Origin of the sequence: Lutibacter sp. (assembly GCF_013041805.1) — a bacterium.
In the GTDB taxonomy this organism is placed as follows: domain Bacteria; phylum Bacteroidota; class Bacteroidia; order Flavobacteriales; family Flavobacteriaceae; genus Lutibacter.
The window spans coordinates 1-4,114 of record NZ_JABDRI010000004.1; the positions used below are offsets into that span (position 1 = coordinate 1).

General features: G+C 29.0%; 2 protein-coding genes and 1 riboswitch. Of the genes, one reads left to right on the forward strand and one right to left on the reverse strand.

Features of this window, described 5'->3' with window-relative positions:
- Nucleotides 1-148 precede the first annotated feature (148 nt).
- A complete protein-coding gene (locus HKP59_RS00400; RefSeq protein WP_291802507.1) occupies nt 149-2,065 on the reverse strand; it encodes a TonB-dependent receptor in 1,917 nt (638 codons plus the stop codon).
- Nucleotides 2,066-2,149: 84 nt separating this feature from the next.
- Nucleotides 2,150-2,359, reverse strand: a riboswitch (cobalamin riboswitch).
- 77 nt (nt 2,360-2,436) lie between these two features.
- Between HKP59_RS00400 and HKP59_RS00405 the strand changes: the two genes are divergently transcribed.
- Nucleotides 2,437-3,564, forward strand: a complete 1,128-nt coding sequence (locus HKP59_RS00405) for an ABC transporter substrate-binding protein (RefSeq protein WP_291802509.1) — start codon at nt 2,437-2,439, stop codon at nt 3,562-3,564.
- Nucleotides 3,565-4,114 lie beyond the last annotated feature (550 nt).

Here is a 4,114-nt window from a genome sequence, read left to right on the forward strand (position 1 = left end):
ATTATTTTTCTTTAATTGTTTTAAAAAATCTAAGGTAGATATTGAAATTGAACTCATTTATTATGTTTTTTAGAATTTTAAAAGTAATAAAAATTAATTTCAACACTATTCCTCTTTTTACTAGTAACATTAGCGGTACAATTATAGGTTAGAACTGTAACCTAAAACCTATGTTGTAATTTCTTCCTCTTGTATTATAGCCTAAAATTTCTTCAAAGTCTTCATTGAATAAATTGGTAACTGATGCGAATAAGGTCATTTTATCTTTTATAATTTCATGATTGGCTGAAACATTCACCAAAGAATAAGCATCTAATTGCACAATAGAACTTGGCCAAGATGTGAAATCTGTCTCATCACGTTTATCATTAAATTGATAGCTCAACATAAAATGAGTAGATGGTTTAAACGCATATGATAGGTTTATATTTACTTTATTTTTAGGAATTCTTATCGCTTCATTATCATTATTCGTATAGGTATAATTAGCACTTATTTTCATGCTGCTGGATACATGAGCATCAACACTTATTTCAACACCATCAATGGTCGCATCACCCCTATTCACCATAACAAATAACGTATCATCATAACCAATTATATTTTCAACGTTACGCTTAAAATAAGTGATATTGAATAAATGGGAATTAATTTTAGTTTCTAACCCTGCTTCAAAGGTTAAACTTTCTTGCGGTTTTAAATCTACATTTCCCCAAGATGCATATAACTCTTGTAAAGATGGAGCCACAAATGCTGAACTGTAAGATGTAAATATTTTAGAATATCCTTTACCTTCATAATTAAACGTATAGGAAGGATTCAAGTTAAAAACGAAGTGATTCCCATATTTACTATGTGTATTTAAACGTACACCAGAATTTAAATTAAAACCAATATCTGAAACATACACAACGTTGGCATAAGGATCAACAATAGTTGCTTTTGGATCTTCAACATACATAGTTTTAGTCAAATCAGTTTCTTCCCAAGGAATACTATACGTTTCAATCTCATTCTGTTGCACATTTACTCCTAAAATTCCATAAAATTTTTGATTGAATTTATGCTTTACGAAAGCATCAAGTATATAATTTTCTCCTTCACTAGTTCCTGGATATTGTGTGTTTTTTCTATCAATATCATACAAACTATAGGCCGCATTTAATTGAATACTTCCGCTTTCGTAGATATATTTTGGGGCAATTCCAATGCTATAATTTTTTGTGAATGCTTTATTTTCAGCATCTAGATACGAACCTCCATCATAACTATTATCTAACTTATTAAAACTTCCAAAAGTAGCAATACTAAATTGATTTGTAAATTGGTATCCAATACTCAAACGTGTATTAATTCGTGTAAATGGATCATCTTCAAAATTATCTACATCTCCAACCATAGGCTTCGCAGCAGACATACCACCTGAGTAATGATGGCCAAATGCAACTGAATAATTTAACTTATTTAAACTTCCATTGATGTTTGCAGCATTGTTAAAGTTTTCTATATTTGAAGGACTATCTTGTGCAGTATTATTTGAACCAACCGAAGAGCTAAAAGTTGCATTAATGGTTTCTTTGGCTGCTTTTTTAAGTTTGATATCAATTACGGCGGTTGCTGCCCCAGAACCATACAAAGTACTGGCGGCACCTTTAATTATTTCTATTGATGCTACCTGATCTAAATTGAGTAATCGTAAATCAAAACTGTTTTGTAAGGGGTCAATTACCTGAATACCATCAATTAAAATAACTACTTCATTACTTCTTCCCCCTCTAATAAAATACCCTAAATTTTGACCTCCAACTCCATTATTCCCATTAATCTCAATACCCGCAATCTCATTAATTAAATCTACTACACTTTTACCCAGGCTATTTTTAATTGTTTCTGCTGAAATTTTATGAACAACCTTTCCTGAGTTTTCACGTTTAATTTTAAATCGAGAATCGGTAATTACCACTTCGTCTAATTGTTCAATTTTCTCTTTTGCTTCCTGCGCATTCATAAAATTAACCGCTAAAAGCGTGCAAAAAGCACTTACTTTAATCACTGTTTTTTTCATTTTTTAAATGATTTAATTATTAAAATAATAAATCAGGTAAGTTTTAAAGTATAGTAAACCATACTCAAACTCTTCTCCCGAAAGTTTGAAATGTTTGAATATGGCAGGTCTCCTGGCTTACGTATTGTTAATACCTTCCCATTCTAAAAGAACAGTGGTTAAAGTTGTATAACAACCACCAATTTATATTGGCTAAAGCTTACAGTTGCGGGAACAGCGTTGGAATTTAACCAACTTCCCTTTTAACTTTTATACGCTGATGCATACAAAAGAACCATAATCAGTTGCAAATTTAAATAAATAAGACTGAATAGTATCTTTTTTTAGCATTAAAATTCTAAAATAGTACATTTGCTAAAAAATGAATTTTAATGAAGGTATTTAGCATAAAACAAACAGTATTACTATTGCTGCTAACGCTATTTTTAGCTTGTAAAAATGAAAAACCTATTAAAAGTTTGAGCGTTAAAACAGCTTCAAGTATTAGATATGCAAAAGGCTTTGATATTCAGCACTTTAAAAATTACACAAAGCTAATTATAAAGGCTCCCTACCAAAATTCAAAAGAGACTTTTCAATATATTTTGACTGATACCATATCCAAAAGTAACGGTACAACTATAAAAACTCCTTTGCAATCTTTGGTAACTACAAGCACTACACATATTCCGATGCTTGAATTGTTGCATCTCGAAAATAAATTAGTCGGATTTCCTTCTACTGATTATATTTCTTCTGAAAAGACACGAGAATTAATTGAGAATGGTGAAATAAAAGAGTTAGGTCATGAAGAGCATATTAATACTGAATTATTATTGGATTTACGTCCTGATGTTGTAGTTGGATTTTCATTAAATAGCAATAACAAAATGTTTGCTACTATTGAAAAATTAGGTATTCCTGTTTTGCTGAATGGTGATTGGTTAGAAGAAACACCGCTAGGTAGAGCTGAATGGATTAAATTTTTTGGCGTTTTATTTAATAAAGAAAAACTAGCTGACAGTATTTTTAATACTATTGAAAAAAATTATTTAGAAGCCAAAGCTATAGCACTAAAAGCAACAAATAAACCAACCGTTATTTCTGGAGGCCTTTTTAAAGATATATGGAATTTACCTGCTGGAGAAAGTTTTGAAGCTACATTTTTAAAAGATGCCAATACCACCTATTTATATAAAGATACTGAAGGAAAAGGAAGTCTTTCTTTAAATATTGAAAGTGTATTTGAAAAAGGTAAAGATGCTGATGTATGGATTTCTCCTAGTTATTATACTAGTTTAGAACAACTTGAAAAGGCTAACGATATCTATTCAAAGTTTAATGCTTTTAAAACCAACAATATATATACCTATGCCAATAAACAAGGAGAAAAAGGCGGCATCCTATATTTTGAAATTGCTCCTTCCCGACCAGATTTAGTCTTAAAAGATTTGATTAAAATTACACATCCAAATCTATTAAAAGAGTATCAGTTTACTTTTTTTGAACGACTGGAATAATGATTAATCAAAATTTACTTTATATTAAATTGTTAAAAAGTTTGTGGTTACAATGTTAAATCTATTTATTTAATGTAATACATTTATCGAATAATTCTTTCAAGGTCCTAAATATTTAGGTTTTAAATTATTTGTATTTATACTACATTTTTCTTCAAAAAATTCTACTATATTTTTGAATTAATACTAGTATTTATTATAAAATAATTGTACTATTTTTAATTATATCTTCTTTACTTATACAAAAATTAATAGAAGATATAGAAAGTTTTGCTTATGAGCTTTCACAATTTATTTGATAATTTAATAGTTGGAAATATTAATTTCTATAAAAAGGGCTCATACAAACTTGAAAATAGATAATTTTAATAATTGCCTACTTCAATAAAAATAAGACTTTATAAAAAAAGCCCAAGCAATTTGCTTGGGCTTTAAATTAAAATATAAATAAAAATTACTTTTATCCTGGTTCTTGATTATAAAAAGGAATTGACATGTTGGAAGCTGCTCTGGAAATTTGAGTTCGCTCTCTACGTGAAATTAAACGACT

Coding starts and splice junctions, on each gene's coding strand:
- HKP59_RS00400 (WP_291802507.1), bottom strand. CDS start 2,065: ATGAAAAAAACAGTGATTAAAGTAAGTGCTTTTTGCACGCTTTTAGCG.
- HKP59_RS00405 (WP_291802509.1), top strand. CDS start 2,437: ATGAAGGTATTTAGCATAAAACAAACAGTATTACTATTGCTGCTAACG.